The organism is Pseudomonas sp. GR 6-02 (genome assembly GCF_001655615.1).
GTDB lineage: Bacteria > Pseudomonadota > Gammaproteobacteria > Pseudomonadales > Pseudomonadaceae > Aquipseudomonas.
This window is the reverse complement of sequence record NZ_CP011567.1, coordinates 2394991-2408733: the sequence shown is the minus strand read 5'-3', so window position 1 is coordinate 2408733 and position 13743 is coordinate 2394991. Positions and strand designations below refer to the sequence as shown.

Annotated in this window: 14 protein-coding genes; 6 read left to right on the top strand and 8 right to left on the bottom strand. The window is 54.5% G+C overall.

Annotation, left to right across the window (positions count from 1 at the left end; all coding sequences use genetic code 11):
• The 4 genes from PGR6_RS10800 to PGR6_RS10780 form a co-directional block, all read right to left on the bottom strand.
• Positions 1-774 carry an amino acid ABC transporter permease gene (locus tag PGR6_RS10800; RefSeq protein WP_018930319.1) on the bottom strand — a complete coding sequence of 258 codons (774 nt, stop codon included), beginning with the start codon at positions 772-774 and terminating at the stop codon, positions 1-3.
• Positions 775-786: 12 nt separating this feature from the next.
• Positions 787-1593 (bottom strand): ABC transporter substrate-binding protein, encoded by an 807-nt coding sequence (locus tag PGR6_RS10795; protein WP_007941906.1) that lies wholly within the window; start codon positions 1591-1593, stop codon positions 787-789.
• A gap of 72 nt (positions 1594-1665) precedes the next feature.
• Complete coding sequence (locus PGR6_RS10790) at positions 1666-2334, bottom strand: GntR family transcriptional regulator (protein ID WP_018930317.1); 669 nt, start codon at positions 2332-2334, stop codon at positions 1666-1668.
• A gap of 1793 nt (positions 2335-4127) precedes the next feature.
• On the bottom strand, positions 4128-4583 hold the full coding sequence (locus PGR6_RS10780) for a tautomerase family protein (protein ID WP_064617066.1): 456 nt from the start codon (positions 4581-4583) through the stop codon (positions 4128-4130).
• Between the two features lie 96 nt (positions 4584-4679).
• Here PGR6_RS10780 and PGR6_RS10775 point away from each other — a divergent pair, with 96 nt between their 5' ends.
• Positions 4680-5639, top strand: coding sequence for a GlxA family transcriptional regulator (locus PGR6_RS10775; protein WP_064617065.1), 960 nt, complete (start codon positions 4680-4682; stop codon positions 5637-5639).
• Between the two features lie 190 nt (positions 5640-5829).
• Here PGR6_RS10775 and PGR6_RS30160 read toward each other — a convergent pair whose 3' ends face one another.
• The gene (locus PGR6_RS30160; RefSeq protein WP_173861154.1) at positions 5830-6006 is read right to left on the bottom strand and encodes a hypothetical protein; all 177 of its coding nucleotides are present in this window, start codon (positions 6004-6006) and stop codon (positions 5830-5832) included.
• A 322-nt stretch (positions 6007-6328) separates the two neighbouring features.
• The gene (locus PGR6_RS10765; RefSeq protein ID WP_064617064.1) at positions 6329-7162 is read right to left on the bottom strand and encodes a helix-turn-helix domain-containing protein; all 834 of its coding nucleotides are present in this window, start codon (positions 7160-7162) and stop codon (positions 6329-6331) included.
• Positions 7163-7270: 108 nt separating this feature from the next.
• Here PGR6_RS10765 and PGR6_RS10760 point away from each other — a divergent pair, with 108 nt between their 5' ends.
• Entirely contained in the window at positions 7271-7615 is a 345-nt protein-coding gene (locus PGR6_RS10760) for a hypothetical protein (protein WP_064617063.1), read from the top strand.
• A 257-nt stretch (positions 7616-7872) separates the two neighbouring features.
• On the opposite strand, the gene PGR6_RS29265 is transcribed toward PGR6_RS10760, so the two are convergent.
• Positions 7873-8250: a c-type cytochrome gene (locus PGR6_RS29265; RefSeq protein ID WP_081626537.1), complete on the bottom strand. Its 378-nt coding sequence runs from the start codon at positions 8248-8250 to the stop codon at positions 7873-7875.
• A 104-nt stretch (positions 8251-8354) separates the two neighbouring features.
• Between PGR6_RS29265 and PGR6_RS10755 the strand changes: the two genes are divergently transcribed.
• The 3 genes from PGR6_RS10755 (at position 8355) to PGR6_RS10745 (ending at position 11049) form a co-directional block, all read left to right on the top strand.
• Entirely contained in the window at positions 8355-9131 is a 777-nt protein-coding gene (locus tag PGR6_RS10755) for an HD domain-containing protein (RefSeq protein ID WP_237229602.1), read from the top strand.
• 184 nt (positions 9132-9315) lie between these two features.
• A complete protein-coding gene (locus PGR6_RS10750; protein WP_064617062.1) occupies positions 9316-10044 on the top strand; it encodes an XRE family transcriptional regulator in 729 nt (242 codons plus the stop codon).
• Positions 10045-10374: 330 nt separating this feature from the next.
• Positions 10375-11049, top strand: a complete 675-nt coding sequence (locus PGR6_RS10745) for a polysaccharide lyase family 7 protein (RefSeq protein ID WP_064621236.1) — start codon at positions 10375-10377, stop codon at positions 11047-11049.
• A gap of 358 nt (positions 11050-11407) precedes the next feature.
• Here the strand turns inward: PGR6_RS10745 and PGR6_RS10740 are convergent, their stop codons facing one another.
• Complete coding sequence (locus tag PGR6_RS10740; protein WP_064617061.1) at positions 11408-12424, bottom strand: AraC family transcriptional regulator; 1017 nt, start codon at positions 12422-12424, stop codon at positions 11408-11410.
• 132 nt (positions 12425-12556) lie between these two features.
• On the opposite strand from PGR6_RS10740, the gene PGR6_RS10735 reads away from it, so the two are divergent.
• On the top strand, positions 12557-13741 hold the full coding sequence (locus tag PGR6_RS10735; protein ID WP_064617060.1) for an acetyl-CoA C-acyltransferase family protein: 1185 nt from the start codon (positions 12557-12559) through the stop codon (positions 13739-13741).
• Positions 13742-13743 lie beyond the last annotated feature (2 nt).

The window sequence follows — 13743 nt, the reverse complement described above, 5'->3', positions numbered from 1 at the left end:
TTAACGCCCTCTCAGCAATTTGAGCGTGCCGCGGCCAAACATGCGACTGCCGGCCGCTGGCGGTGCGGGTCGATCGGACTGTCCGAAACGCGCTTCCAGCCAACGCTGGAAGAAGCCCCAGAGGGTGGTCAGCAGCAGGAAATAAATCGCCACCACCAGGTACAGTTCAAATACCCGGAATGTCGCCGACGTGACCATTTGCGTACTCAGCAGCAACTCCTGCACGCCAATCACGCTGACCAGCGTCGTATTCTTGAGCATCACGTTGAATTCGTTGCCCAACGGCGGAACGATGACCCGGAACGCCTGAGGCAAAACGATACGCCGCATCATTTTGGCGAAGGTCATGCCCAGCGAACGCCCAGCCTCATACTGTCCCTTGTCGACAGCGCCGATCCCGGCACGAATGATCTCGGCCATGTAGGCACCTTCGTTCAGGCCCAGGGCGATGATCGCTGCCTGAATATTGCCCGGCACCACCAAACCAAACAGTTCCACGTCCTCGAAACGGAAGATGCCGCCGGCCGCCAATGCGGTATAGAGAAAAACGATTTGCACCAACAGCGGAGTGCCGCGCATCAGCCACACATAGAACCGTACCGGCAGGTTGAGCAACGGGTTGCGCGACAGACGCATCAGCGCCGCTGCCAGCCCAAGCACGCAGCCCAACACCATTGCCAGCACACTGATCAGGCAGGTCAACCAGAGCCCAGTGAGGTACACCCCGCTGGGCTGCAAAAGGTATTGCCAGAACACATCCCAATTGAAATTCATCGAGCGCTCGCCTCAGTCGAGTGTGTCGCTGGAAACATGCCATTTGCTCAACAACTGCACATAACTGCCGTCACTGCGCATGTCACTGATGATCTGCTGTACTGCGGTGGTGAGCTGGGAATCATCCTTGCGGGTCCCTAAACCCGTGAGAATCCGGCTGAAGGCTGGCACCCCCTCCTCGAATAAATCAGGCGCCATTGCGGCGTAGTAACCTGCTGTTTCTACGGTGGTGCCGTAAGCGTCCACCTGACTGATACGCAGCGCCTGGAAGGCGTCAGTATCACTGTTGTAAACCACCAGTTTCATCGGTGTCTTGCCAGCCTTGGTGAGCTTTTCATTCTCGGCGTCCAACAAGGTTTTGATCGTGGAGCCATTGAGCACTGCCACCTTGTGCCCAGACAGTCCATCCAGGGTTTTGATGCCCTTGGGATTGCCTTTGGGAACGACCACTGACTGGCTGGAATACATGTAGTTGACGATGTCGATCACTTCCCGGCGTTCGGGCTTGTCGAACAGCTGATCAACGATCATGTCGCACTGCTGGGCGAGCAATGCCGGCAGCAACCCGGAGAATGGAATGACCCGCCATTGCACCGGTTTGTCTCCGAGCCGTTTGGCGATTTCCAGCCCCAGATCGACAGTCAGGCCCCTGGGTTTTTGCGCCTCATCGAAAGACACCAAGGGTGGCGAGTCCATGCCCGAGCAATACGTGAGTTTTTCGGCCTTTTGCAGTCGTTCCGGCACTTGGGGCGTGGCGAACGCCCACTGTGCGCAGAGTCCCAGGGATACAGCAGCAAGCAACACACGGCGTTTATGCATGACCAGACACTCCAGTTGTTTAGTAACGGGGCAGTACTCAAAGTCAACACACGGTCGGGCTCGAGCCCGATTCTATTTTTCCGATTGCAGGAACTGAATCAGCGCCGGCACTGTGCCCTCGATGTGCTGACGCACCACCGACTCGGCCTGGTCGGCATCGCCTGAGCGAATGGCATCAAGGATCACCGCGTGTTCCTGGCGGGCACTCAAGGGCTTCTCACCGTGTTGCAGCCACAGGCGCATGGGCGCCTCGATCAGCGAGTACAGGGCCGAGATTTGCTTCATCAAACGCGGACGGCCGCTGAGGCTGCACAGGTATTCATGGAAAGCCCGATGACGGCTGACCCATTCCGCGCTTTCGTCGCGGTAGTCATCCATCTCGTCCAGCATGCGTTCCAGAGCCGCCAGCTGACGCTCACCGATCTTGGCTACGGCGACGCGGATGGCCAGGCCCTCGAGGGCACTGCGCATCTCGAAGACTTCGTGCAGTTCGTCGATGTTCAGGCCGCTGACTATCGCCCCGCGGTTAGGCCGCAAGGTCACCAGGCCTTGAGCATCGAGGCGTCGGAAGGCTTCGCGCACCGGCATGCGGCTCATGCCGATCTCAGTGGCGATGTCCTCGGCGATCAACCGGTCGCCTTTGCGGTAACGACCGCCACAGATCGCTTCCAGCAGAAAGTTGTAAGCCTCCTCCTCGGCAGTCAGGGGCTGACGCTCAATGTAAGCGGGAGCGAATTGCATAAAGTCACCCTTTGCAGTTTTGTATCCAATTATCCATGGATTCAAAAAAGCAGAAACCGTGCCAGGCTGCGTAGCACTGCTTCAAGCGCTTAATTGGAAAGGATTTTCGACTCAAGAGACGCTGATCTATAGATCAGCGTGGTACTCACCGTGCGCTACGAAATGGCCCAGTGCGCCCCAAATGGGTGAAAAATGGTATCCAGGTAACAAATCATTTCGCCGAATGCCCCCAAAGCCCTTGGCGCGTTCTCTGAGTAATTGCACAGACTTGCCCACCCATTTACATTCGGCCTGACCAGTCATTTGCAACGGATTTGACCAGCACGTTTCGCGGACATGACCGGCAGAGAATGGCCCAAAGCTGACCCCTCAGGATTTCGTACTCTCAGACCCCATCCGCGAATTTGCACACCACTGACGACATATTGGTACGTCTGGAGAGGGGCATGACCACCACGCAAAAACTGACTCAAACAACGCTATGTGCATTGTCAGATCAACCAAAGGTTATGGTTTGTCATGAAATGAAAAAGCGCTGTCGCCAAATGAAAGGCTGGCGCGCGCCCCGTCTATAAACTCCTCCTCAAGCCTGCGCAGCAAGCCCAGGGCTCTCACGGGTGCGAAACACCTATGGAGAAATCCACGCATTTCCCACGAATGGAGAAGAGACAATGAGTGAGCGGTCGATCAAGCCACGGCTGATCGATACATCCTACGATTACCTGCTTCAACGTTGAATCTGGATAATTAAGAGTTTTAAAAAACCAACTCCATTAGTAAGCGCTTAATGTCCAACCTACAAATATATCACTGAAAACCCACGACCTACTGTGCACTCACCCTAATAGAACTCACACTTAAAAATACGCCCCTAGAACTACATTGCGGAAGACAAAAATAAGTAATGTTTTTGCGATTTGTTTTTTGTTGCATTCATGAATTTTATAATCAGAAACCATGACAAAACTTGCAGAGACATCACTTCAACACCCTCAATGCTGGAAGCTCGATATAAATAATCGAATATTATTCGACGACGCCATTCAAATACACTTAACAAATATTGAGGGCATCATTGTAAAAAACATGCTCCTCAAGGAGGAACGCGTAATCAGTAGAGCAGAGCTAATTAGTAGTATTGGGAGAGATCCTGAGCTCTATCGCGGCCTGGAGATGAGTTTGAGTAGACTGCAAATAAAATTCAAGAAAAACGCAGGAGGACGGCATCTCTTTCGCGCAGTCAGAAATCGCGGCTACTGCCTCACTCAAGCCATACATATTAATGGGGAGCCGTCTCGGAAATTTACGTGAGGTAAGCGGCAATACACCCCTCGCATGGTCATATGGCTGATGATGACTAACGAACTTATGAATTTAGGGGTGGCCGTGGGCGCAGCGTTCAAGATGAGTGAGTTCACTTTTTACGATTGACCTTGCGCCTTGATACTGGTGCAGCGGCGTTAAAAAACTGTCGCATAACTTCTAAGTTATGCGACGACTCACTCGGGCTTGACAGTAAAGGCTTTGTGATATCGCGTGACTCTGTCGCAGGTTCTCAATTATCTGCGACATGAAATGTGATAGATGTGACATTGAGAATGTTGGAATGTTAATCCGATATGCTCGTCCCCCACTCCAGGCAAAAATCTGGAGCCGCAGCAAGGCCTGCTGACGAGTTTGTATCTGTCACGGTTGACCGGAAATGGCCGTTTTCAGCCGGCCGCGACCGACTGAAAACGCCCTATAGCAACCACTCGCAGTGGTGCGACAAATGTCCTGCGAGCTGTAATGCCTTACTGCTCCGCCTGCCCTTGCAGATGTCGGTACCCAGCCGCCTGAATGAAATCGGCCAAATGCCAAATCGCTCCGTTGGCTGCCCAGAAGCCATCTCTGACTTCATCAAGGATGATCGAAGTCATGATGATCCGCTGGTCGTCCGCTGCTTGCGACCGGGTTACTGCTTGATGCAAACGCTGCACATAGTCGCTTCGCATGGCCTCATTCAGCACACCGCCGGGGACCTTAACCTGCACAATGCAGGGGATGGCTTGAGCGCTGATATCCACTGCGCCGCATGTCCAGGAGCCAGAAGCCACTTCGTCAATGAGAGTCCAGCACAGGCCCCGTTGACGTGGATCGTCGCCGATTTGCTCGACCGCGATGGCCACTTTCGTAATCTCTTCGCACAGCAGTGCCCGTTGTTCGCAAGTAAAAGAACCTTGAGGCACCTTGATCAGGATATTTGGCATACGGGTTAACGCTCGATGAAATGGAAGCGTTATTAAGTCAGCCCTCGACCACTGCAACCAGCGACCGATTTGACATCTTTCGTGCATAATCAGCCAATGAATGACTTCACGATTCTGGTAGTTCCTGGCGCCTTTGCCTCCAGTGTCGCACTGACTCTGGATATCCTTTCAACGGCGGCCGTACTCGCCCAGCGACTGGGCTCCGCTGTACCTCGCTGGCAAGTCTGTGGGGTAAACACGGATTGCGTGACGCTCGGCCACGGTATGCAGATTGCGGTTCAGCCCTTGGCTATCAACCCTGATGACCGCTCTTGCTGGATCATCCCCGGCATCGGAGTGGCTGACGCCCCCATGATCGAGCACCGATTACAACAGGCGGATATTGCTCTGCTGGTTCCGGCATTACGCGCGCATGTGCAGGCCGGGGGTAACGTAGCCGCATCATGTTCTGCGGTATTCGTGCTACAGGCTGCAAACCTGCTCGCTGGGCGCTGTGTAACCACTTCTTGGTGGATGGCACCCTTACTCCAGCAGTGGGCGCCGGAGTGCCAGGTAGATGCCGAGCGCATGGTAATCCTCGATCCGCCGTTGATTACTGCGGGTGCAGCGCTAGGTCATAGCGATCTGATGTTGCATCTTCTGCGAAGCCATTTCTCCCCAGCTTTGGCAGATGGCGTTGCTCGGGCGCTACTGATCGATGGTCGGCAACTGCAATCGCCTTTTATGGTTCCGGCAATGATGGCTCAGGGGAACGAATTGATCGCACAATTGACAGCTCATATTGAAGCCTCGCTACCGGCGATTATCAGCGTCAGCACACTCGCATCCGACTTTGGTCTGTCAGAGCGGACCTTGTCTCGACACATCCACAAGGCCACCGGATATAGCCCGTTGCGGCTGATCCAGCGTGTCCAGGCCAATAAAGCCCGGGAACTGCTGGCAAACAGTAAATACTCAATCGACACCATTGCCGAACAAGTTGGATACAGAGATCCCACATCCCTGCGGCGACTGATGAAAAAAATGCTGAACGCAACACCACGGCAACTGCGTTAACTGCAGCGACGATTTTTTCAATTCAATTATCCGATTTGGCGTGCGACTCAGGCAGTTCAATATTGGCCGTTTGCTGCCAGTCGCGAAGGGCTGCAATTGGCCGATTTCTGCCTTTGCCAAGGACTACAATCGACCCTTAGGCGTCATCCAGTTGCGGACTGACGAACATTAGCCAGATGTCTTGGGATGACTAGTGCTTCGACGCCTGAATGGCTTCTTCGAGCAAAGGCCCCGTAATTCGTCGACCGTTGTAATCATCGACAAAGTAATTGATTCGGTTAGCCAGGTGCTGAATGGACAGCCAGCCCAAGCCCTGGTAGTCACGCAATTCCTCGTCGTTGAGCTTGATCAGGCATTCGTAACTCACAAAAGACGCTTCACACTCGACGAGAATATAAATTGAGCCATCCTCTGCGTTGAGAAGGTGCCAGTAGCTGTCCGTTGTGTGGTATGCCGCAGGTACGAGCCGAACCAAATCCATGTTTGATTTCCATGCGTTACTTTTCGGTTTCTGACCATAACATGGCTGCGAGCGCACGATTCTCGAATGTCTGCTTCTGGCTGTCGATTCAACCGGTCAGGCGCGGCAGCTAACAGCCAATTTCTGCCTCTTGCGAAGGTCTGCAATCCCCCCAAAGCTGCCCCCGGCCAACAAATTCTCTTTGCACTCGTTTCTCTGCCATAAAGGGTTATCTTTGTGGCGTCTTGGCTCCAACCGCCAACCGCTGATCGTAAGCTGATTTCATCCTCTGCCAGGTAGGAGCGTCGGCAGGGATAAGATGTTCGATGCGCAATGACGCAACCGTAATATCGAGCGGCATCCCGAAAGTTGTAAATGTGGATAGAAATCGAAGCTCCCCATTTTCTGTGCGCACTCGAGTAAGTATTAAGGGTGATGGTGGTGCGTCCACGGGCATTTCTGTCGGCTTGGGCACGTCTTGTAGGAGGCGAGCTAAATCGGGATTGCTGGTGGCTTCCCTTGCGGCGCGTTGCCAAGCGATAGCCCGTATCTCTTCCACATTCACTAAGGAATCACCCAAGCCACCGGGACGCAGCAAAGTGTCCAGCAGGTTGAGACCTGACTCGCCATCGGCTGAAACACCGGCCATTTCGAATAGCAATCCCGCGCTGGCATTGGCAGCGGTAATGTCCCAGTTGCTGCTGATGACAATGGCTGGCGCAGGGTTGTTGGCTTGCAGGATGTGATTAATCGCGTCGTGTACAACCTCCATCGCTGGAGCGTCGAGCGAAGAGGCGACGTACCGGGGCGCATAGCCTGCCGCAACGAATACTGCGTTGCAGAGGTCAAGAGGTACGTCGAGTGCTCTTAAAAGAGCGTGCAGTGTGCCTGGGCTCGCCTTGGCGCGACCTGTTTCGACACAGCTAAGGTGACGCTGAGAAACGCCGACTATTAGAGAAAGATCCAGCTGACTGAGCCCTGCTTGCTGACGAAACCGTCTCAGGTGCTCGCCGGCGGCAGTACCGGCTACGGAATAAGTAGGATGAAAGGAGTGGTGGCTCATGATTCAACTCTGACTGTCCATGTGAAGAGTGTCCATGACCTATCAGGTCATTGTGAGGCCAGCAACACTATCACTACTGTGTAGACGCCACCTACCAAGGAGAAGCACATGAGAGCCGTCTACATTGCACTACCCGTGTTATTGACCTTTTCGCTTTATACCGGCTGGACGCTGCTAATGGCAGATCAGTCGCTTTTCGCCTTTGGCCTCGAGTTAATGTCCCGGCCTGACACCGCGCAAGTCGTAATCGATCTCTACTTGATGGCGGCGCTCGCATGCCTCTGGATGATTAACGACAGCAGACTGAGAGGCCATTCGTTGTTAGGCGTGCTTCCGTACCTGTTGATTACGCTCATTTTCGTTTCCATCGGCCCACTCCTGTACATCGTGTTCAAGGGGGGTGTGGGACAGGATAGGGATAAGCTTTCCTCCCAAAAAAATGGTGATTATTGAGCGTTCAGCAATGCATCCCATACCCTCTTAAGTCACACATGTGCCTGGTCTGTAACGACCGCTTTTGGCCGTTACTTGCCTGTCACGACCGCAGCCGACTGCTGCTTGATGCGAAGAGCCACCCGAGCTTGTATTAATCGGAGATTGTTCATTATCGATGTGCCCGCGCGAGGCCGACTGACTCACCGGCATTGCCCCACAAGCCCTAAAACCTAAAATGGCATTTAAATTTCTGTGCCTGCCTCTCATCTCTAAAATCATCGATTCTTTGAAATCACACCACCCATGTATTCATTTAAATCGCGTAGATCTTTAATCCTCCAAGCGTACGGCGATAGCTTTACACCATTCTCTCGCAACGTTCTTGGAATCAAGTCTCCATTTGGACGAAGTATTATCGATGATACAATTACGCCCGGATAATCATTTAATCGCTTTTTGAAAGCGGATGTTGTTAGATCAGGCGTAGGAGGATTGCTTTTATTAGCCAATGGTCCTGTTGCTTTAAGATCTACTCCGTGGCACATGCTGCATCGCTGTAAATAGAGATTTTTTCCATTAACATTATCCGCGAAGGATAGTGATGCTTGAATTAGCGATGCAATTCCTAGCGAAGCGATGAATAACACTTTCATTGTTTCTATCTTCCTTGATGGGATCAGCGCCGACTGGAGGCAATTTGGTGCGCAGGAAAGATATCAGCCATCGTGTCCGCACGCACCGTCATTTCTGATGCCCATTGAATCAACTCGTTTTCCAGGCGCATCCCGCCGACCGCTTCTGGCCGTTCTCTGCCGTACATGGTTGCAAAGCATGCTGCTCGAATCCGATGCAATCGGTAGTCAGAACGAATGCAAATGACTGGTCAGGTCGATGCAAACGGGTGTTCAAGTGGAGTGCAATTTCGCATTCTCCACTGGGCGCCTTTATGCAAGGCATCCAAGCCTATAAAGTAGCCCCTCCAAACAAGGAGGATGGAACAGTGCTCACCAAAATTGAGCTGCTGGACGAACTGCTTCAGCGCTATGCCGGAAACCTCGGCAATGACTTCACCGGATACCGAAATCATGTGTACCGAGTCATCAACTTTTGTTGCTCGCTCAGTACGCTGGACGCTGTGAATCTAGAAAAGATAGTTTTGGCCGGGGTATTTCATGATCTTGGTATATGGACGGCCAAGACGTTTGATTATTTGCCCCCCTCAGAGCAATTGGCAGAAGACTTCCTTCAGGAAATCGACAAGCTGGATTGGGCGCAAGAAATTATCTTGATCATTCGCAACCACCATAAAATAACTCGGTCCCATCGCGATCCACAGAACCTTGCAGAGGTCTTTCGCAAAGCCGATTGGGTCGACGTCTCCCGTGGTGCGGTTACTTTTGGACTCTCACGACAGAAGCGACGTGAGATATTCTCGGCCTTTCCTGATGCAGGATTTCACATTCGCTTAGTTCAGCTTTCGCTCAAACGACTGCTAACGAACCCACTGAGCCCACTGCCAATGATGCGGCTCTGAATTTAGTGAGCCCACCCAGGCTGTGGTGATCACAACGCTACCGGACTTGTGGTCGTTGCACGGCGCGCATTGCTTCCAGACATTGAGCGCTTTGGGGGGGACCGCCCATACGGGAACACCCATACCACATGATTATAGGAATACCGATTTGCAAGAGTATGGGAGCGCCCGTAATACTTCGCGGATGGAATTTAAAGAAAGACTCAAAATCGCCCGTCGCCATGCCGGTCTAAACCAGACCGAGCTTGCCGAGCGCGCCGGCCTCACGCAGACATCAATTTCCGACCTTGAGCGCGGCAAATCGAAGGCGACAGCCTTTGCTGCTCAGATTGCTTCGGTCTGTGGTGTCTCCCCTATGTGGCTCGCTGAAGGCAGTGGCGACATGCTCAAAGGTGTTGCAGTAACCGCTGAGCGCACTCAACCAAACGTGGCAATGTCAGACATTGAGACATGGGATGACGAAACCCCGCTCGATGACGACGAGGTTTACGTGCCATTTCTCCAGGAAGTGGAGTTAGCAGCGGGCTCCGGCCGATTCGCGATTGCCGAAAGCGCCAGCGCCAGGCTGCGCTTCTTCAAGAAAGACCTTCGCCACAACAACGTTCAGTTCAGCAACGCGAAGTGCGTCGCGGTGAGCGGCAACAGCATGCTGCCGGTGCTGCGCGACGGCGCCACGGTTGGCGTGAACGTTGGCAAGAACACATTGAGCGATATCGTCGACGGCGAGATGTACGCGATCAACCACCACGGCCAGCTAAGGGTCAAACAGGTGTACCGCACGCCCACCGGAATTCGCCTGCGAAGCTTCAACCGAGACGAACATCCGGACGAGGACTACACGTTCCAGCAAATCCAGGAGCAGCAGATTTCGATTCTGGGACATGTGTTCTGGTGGGCGATGTATTCGCGTTGAAGGGCTGAATTGGCTCCAACGGTTGCAGCCTTGGCAGAACAGATACACGCTCTGCTGGACGCCACTCCTCAATGCCTGGACGAGCTTGAGGCGTTCGTCGTACTGCGCGTGGCTGCACTCCCAAGAAGAATTTCAGCGCATCCAATCTCACCAAATACAGACCCCCTCTCCATAGGAATGTGGGAGCGGCTGGATTATGGGAATGCCCATTGACATAAATTACGGGAATACCTATATTTCAATTCAAGCCAACGCATCACTGGCCCAGCAGCACCAAACGTAAGGCTCAACTGAGCAAAGGGTGACATCAAATGAAATAGGGAAATGACCATGACCGTAGACATCAGCAACTACACAATCGCTACACCGCTTCCAATCTCCGACACCAACCCGATCGCGCTTGAATTGATCGGCTGGCGGGCACTGCTTGAATGCCCGGAAGTTGTTTCGATGCTTCCAGATGGCTCGCTGCAAATGACGGCGCCGACGCTCGGTGCTTCGAGCAAGAGCACCCTGCGGACGCGCTGCGAGTGGAAAGAGCCGGGCTATTGGTTGTTCGCCAGCGCTGCTGACCACTGGAACCGACAAGAAATGCGAGTCACGAAGGTCAACTCGCTGCAGAAGGTTGTGATCAGCCAGATTCATGTTCAGGGTTCGGAAAGGCCACCTGTAAAAGTGTTTTGGAACAAAGGCCGAATCACGATGGGATTTCGGTCGAGCTATCTCCAGGAAGACCCGGTGAACACGACGATTCTGGAAGACGTGCCACTCGGTGCACTTTTCAAAATCAACATTCACGCCAATTCGAGCGGCGCTGTATCCGTCTCGGCGAGCTGTAATGGCGTCAAATCCACCTCTGCAATCATGCGCCTCGACAACACCTGGGACACGAAAACTCTCGCCTTCCACGGCGGTGTGTACAACCAGATCGATTACACCGACACCACTGACCCGCAAGACGGTTCGGTCTGCATCATCAGCGACCTTTCCATCACCCACCTCTGAAATCGCGCATTTCGTGCGAGCAAGACAACCAGCGTCACGTCAGCCTGACGGTAACTGCCCGCCCCTCTCATTGAGAGCGCATCGGAGTGTGATCTGTAGCAAAGCAGGCACCTGACCGGTAATCAGGCCAGCCACTGAGTACGCCGGGCAGAGACCGGCGCAGGCAGAGCCAGAGGTGACGACCTCGCGCAGATCACCCCCGCTGCGCACGGCACGGATGAGCGCAGCCGAGTGGCTTTTGATCAGTTCACGACCTGAATGCACCACTGGAAAAGCGATTCTCGGTTGAGGCAGATATCCGAGCGCAATGCTCAACACGTCTCGAACTAAACAGACCACAAAAGACTTCCCGGATGGGTCAATCATCCCGACCTTGAAACCGCAAACGGTATTGCCCCGGGCTCTCCCCCGTCCATTTTTTGAAGGCGCGGTGAAACGCACTCGGCTCCTGAAACCCCAACTGTTCGGCAATATCGCTGATGTTCGCCTTACTCTGGCGCAACCGTTCAAACGCCACCCCGCGCCGCACTTCATCCTTGATTTCCTGATACGAACAGCCCTCACGTCCCAGTTTCCGGCGAAAGGTACTGGGGCTCAGGTGCTGTTCCAGGGCGAAGTCCTGCAAGGTCGGCCATTCGCTGTAATGGCTATGGCGCAGGCGCTGATGAACCTGCGATGCCAGCCCATGCTGGTTGCGGAAGCGGATCACCAGCCATTGCGGTGCGGTGCGCAAAAACACTTTCAGCGAGGCAAGGTCCTGAACCACCGGCAGCCGCAAGTAGTGACTGGCGAACTCGATTTCGGTGTGTTCGGTACCAAAGGTCAGGTTGGGCCCCCAGAGCAAGGCGTCATCACGCAGCGACAAACGCTGATGACGAAAGTCCGCACGATCGATGGGAATTCGCCGCCCGCCTAGCCAACACAGCAGACTGATCATCAACACCAGAAACGTTTCTTCGCCCAGCCGGCTGACCTCGCTGTTCTGCGAGCGGGTCTGCAAGCTGATGACCGCACGCTTGCCACGCACACTCAACATGCCGCGAAAATCACGCAGGAACAACGCGAAATTGGCCAGGCACTGACGCATGGCTTTTTCCAGCGTCGGCTCCTGAATCAATGCCCGACAGATCAAGGCAAAACTGCCCGGCGGCATACCATGGGAGTCCAACTGGAAAAATTCATCGTTCAACTCACGAATCTGCGCCAGCCACAACGCGGCGAAAGCCGTGGCCGGCACCCGTGCTGTCGGCTGATCCATCAGTGCCGGATCAATTCCCACCTGTTCAAGGAGTGACCGCAGACGCTGCGGCTTCTCACGCAACGCATGGATCATGGGATACATGAAGTAAACCGCCACCGAATCCGTTTCCCGCATTTGAATGCCTCTCTCGTTACATCTGAACATGGCAAAAAACGCCATCACCCTTGAACAGTTTTGGCATAGGCCAGCGGCGCTGCTGATTCTAGACTCGTGCTCAACAAAAAAGACCTGTTCAAGAGAGCCAACATGAACCATTCCGATATTTTTGTAGTGAGCGCCGTCCGTTCTGCCATCGGCAGCTTTGGCGGTTCACTCAAGGATGTACCGCCTATTCAGTTGGCAACCGATGTTTGCCGCGCCGCTATCGAACGATCTGGCCTGGCGCCCGAGCATATCGGCCACGCGGTGATGGGACATGTGATCCCGACCGAGGCACGCGATGCCTACATCTCCCGGGTCGTAGCGATGAATGCCGGCCTGACGAAAGAGACTCCCGCCTTCAACGTCAACCGTCTTTGCGGTTCGGGTTTGCAGGCGATTGTCAGTGCCGCGCAAAGTTTGATGCTGGGGGATGCGGGCGCTGCGCTGGCAGGTGGCGTCGAGTCCATGAGCCGCGGCGCGTACCTGTTGCCGCAGGCGCGCTGGGGCGCACGAATGGGCGACATGCAGGCCGTCGACTACATGCTTGGCGCACTGCAAGACCCGTTTGCCGGTTTCCATATGGGGATCACCGCTGAAAATATCGCCGAGCACTATGGCATCACGCGTCAGGCCCAGGATGAGTTGGCGCTTCTCAGCCAACAGCGTGCTGCCCGGGCGATTGCCGAGGGGCGTTTTTCCGGGCAGATCGTGCCGATCGAAGTCGCGACCCGCAAAGGGACGGTTTCCTTTGCGACGGATGAGCATGTACGGGCTGAGGTCAACGTCGAGCAATTGAGCCGCATGAAACCGGCGTTCAAAAAGGACGGCACCGTCACCGCCGGCAACGCGTCTGGTCTCAATGATGGTGCCGGCGCACTGATCATGGCCACCGGTCAAACTGTTCAGGAACAGGGTCTCAAGCCCATGGCTCGACTGGTGGGTTATGCCCACGCAGGCGTTGAGCCCTCAATGATGGGGCTGGGACCGATTCCCGCCACCCGTTTGGTGCTCAAGCGCGCCGGCCTGACCGTTGCCGACCTTGACGTGATCGAGTCCAACGAAGCCTTCGCCGCCCAGGCCTGTGCCGTAGCGCAAGAGCTGGGCTTCGATCCGCAGAAGGTCAACCCCAACGGTTCGGGCATCTCGCTGGGCCATCCGGTGGGCGCCACTGGCGCGATCATCGCCACCAAAGCCATTCATGAACTGCACCGCTGTCAGGGCCGTTATGCCCTGGCGACCATGTGCATCGGTGGCGGCCAAGGCATCGCCGTGTTGTTCGAACGGGTTTGATC

What these genes read in the sequence shown, in the direction of transcription:
- PGR6_RS10790 (WP_018930317.1), bottom strand. Translation starts at nt 2,334, where the DNA reads ATGCAATTCGCTCCCGCTTACATTGAGCGTCAGCCCCTGACTGCCGAG.
- PGR6_RS10795 (WP_007941906.1), bottom strand. Translation starts at nt 1,593, where the DNA reads ATGCATAAACGCCGTGTGTTGCTTGCTGCTGTATCCCTGGGACTCTGC.
- PGR6_RS10800 (WP_018930319.1), bottom strand. Translation starts at nt 774, where the DNA reads ATGAATTTCAATTGGGATGTGTTCTGGCAATACCTTTTGCAGCCCAGC.
- PGR6_RS10735 (WP_064617060.1), top strand. Translation starts at nt 12,557, where the DNA reads ATGAACCATTCCGATATTTTTGTAGTGAGCGCCGTCCGTTCTGCCATC.
- PGR6_RS10765 (WP_064617064.1), bottom strand. Translation starts at nt 7,162, where the DNA reads ATGAGCCACCACTCCTTTCATCCTACTTATTCCGTAGCCGGTACTGCC.
- PGR6_RS10750 (WP_064617062.1), top strand. Translation starts at nt 9,316, where the DNA reads ATGGAATTTAAAGAAAGACTCAAAATCGCCCGTCGCCATGCCGGTCTA.
- PGR6_RS10775 (WP_064617065.1), top strand. Translation starts at nt 4,680, where the DNA reads ATGAATGACTTCACGATTCTGGTAGTTCCTGGCGCCTTTGCCTCCAGT.
- PGR6_RS10740 (WP_064617061.1), bottom strand. Translation starts at nt 12,424, where the DNA reads ATGCGGGAAACGGATTCGGTGGCGGTTTACTTCATGTATCCCATGATC.
- PGR6_RS10780 (WP_064617066.1), bottom strand. Translation starts at nt 4,583, where the DNA reads ATGCCAAATATCCTGATCAAGGTGCCTCAAGGTTCTTTTACTTGCGAA.
- PGR6_RS29265 (WP_081626537.1), bottom strand. Translation starts at nt 8,250, where the DNA reads ATGAAAGTGTTATTCATCGCTTCGCTAGGAATTGCATCGCTAATTCAA.
- PGR6_RS10745 (WP_064621236.1), top strand. Translation starts at nt 10,375, where the DNA reads ATGACCGTAGACATCAGCAACTACACAATCGCTACACCGCTTCCAATC.
- PGR6_RS10760 (WP_064617063.1), top strand. Translation starts at nt 7,271, where the DNA reads ATGAGAGCCGTCTACATTGCACTACCCGTGTTATTGACCTTTTCGCTT.